We start from the raw sequence: 1,429 nt of genomic DNA on the forward strand, positions 1-1,429 counted from the left end.
TGCCTAACTGTAATGGTTGGGATATGCCCACTAGTCACGGTGTGGATATAGAGACTGCGATGATGTAAGAGTGCTTATGACGTGAGCGAGTTTAAAGACTACGTGTTGTATATAGCTCCCAAAGTTGAAGTCACAAAGCAGGGGGTTGTAGCCCTGTTCCTACTGACAATAGGGTGTCCACATCAGGAGCCGTGTGATGTGAAAGTATCAAGCACGGTTTGGAATTGGAGTTGGGGAAGGTGACTTCTCTTTCGACCATAACCAGTTTAGAGACACCGGGGAGATTTTCCTAAAGTGAAAGTATTTGCAGTTTAGAGATTACCGGGGAGGTTAGGCGATCGCTTTTCCGGACGGTTGACTGTTTTTCTAATCTGGTAGGGAGGTAGGGCGATCGCTTTTCGGGTGGCGGGGGGTTTGGCGGCGCTGGGGGAGGGATTAAGGGCGCAGCGGTAAAATCCATGAGTGGAGCGTAGCGGAACGAATTTAACTTTGTGACCAAGCCCTTAATACCGTGGGTGGGTGGGTTCCGCCGCCGCCAATGGGGGGAGCTTGAGGCGATCGCTTTTCGGGTGGCGGGTTTTGGAATGCTCCTTAGTCGGGGTGAGTTGAGAGGTAGGGCGATCGCCGGCGCGGACAGTTGGCTGGTTTGGGCTAACTTGTGGGGAGGTGCGGTTGGCTGGTTTTTAGAGGCGGTTGATTTGTGGGGAGGCAAGGTTTTCTGTTTTTTAGATTCTCGTGCGATCGCCGGCGCGGATAGTCCTTGGCGTGCCTTGGTTGGGATGCCTAGTTACTGGGTGCTTCGCACAAGAGGGGTTGACTTATGGGGATGCCAGGTTATTGGGCGCAGTGGCTTACTAGTGTTCAGTGAAGTTTAGTGGTGGCGCTCCTCTCGTAATCGCCGCGCGCCAAAACGAAAGTTACTAGTGTTCAGGAAAGGTGATCGCGGGCGCGGGCTCCAAATACCGCTCGGTCCTAGGCGGCAGTGGCTTACTAGTGTTCAGTGAAAGCAACTGGTGGGGGAGCCGCTCCGGGGTGGGTAGTGCTAAAGAGGTAATGATGCGTTGTAGTGATGGATAAAGTGCGAGACGTTTAGGAGTGAAATAAGGCTGCAATGCCTGAAATAACCTCCTAGAGGGAGATAGACTGAATCAACCCAGTTTACCCCTTAACTGTCTATATGTTCCGACACTCGGGCTTAAAACGAGCAAGGCAGGAAACTCAAGGTCAATCCCATTTTAAGAAATCGCCAAATTTACCGTCCAGGTGAACTTAGGAGGAGTAAAATCCACTTGGGGCGATTATGGGAAAGAGTAAAGGCGATAGCCACCCCCAGTTTTGGGAATCACAAACCCAGGATTGAAGCGGGGAACGGAAGGCGCCAAGATACAACCTAGTATCGGAATCGAGTCCACTGCCAACCATCCATGAT

Annotated in this window: 2 protein-coding genes; one reads left to right on the forward strand and one right to left on the reverse strand. The window is 51.8% G+C overall.

Translation table 11 applies throughout. The annotated features are described in order from the left end of the window. Positions 1-289: 289 nt before the first annotated feature. Complete coding sequence (locus ACTIE0_RS24360; protein WP_157234464.1) at positions 290-460, reverse strand: hypothetical protein; 171 nt, start codon at positions 458-460, stop codon at positions 290-292. A 31-nt stretch (positions 461-491) separates the two neighbouring features. Here ACTIE0_RS24360 and ACTIE0_RS24365 point away from each other — a divergent pair, with 31 nt between their 5' ends. Further along, positions 492-875 (forward strand): hypothetical protein, encoded by a 384-nt coding sequence (locus tag ACTIE0_RS24365; RefSeq protein ID WP_008053270.1) that lies wholly within the window; start codon positions 492-494, stop codon positions 873-875. The last annotated feature ends 554 nt before the right edge of the window (positions 876-1,429 follow it).

This window comes from Limnospira sp. (genome assembly GCF_051859755.1).
Lineage (GTDB): Bacteria > Cyanobacteriota > Cyanobacteriia > Cyanobacteriales > Microcoleaceae > Limnospira > Limnospira fusiformis.

Excerpts from the sequence above, each read along its gene's own strand:
- ACTIE0_RS24360 (WP_157234464.1), bottom strand. The coding sequence starts at position 460 with ATGGATTTTACCGCTGCGCCCTTAATCCCTCCCCCAGCGCCGCCAAAC.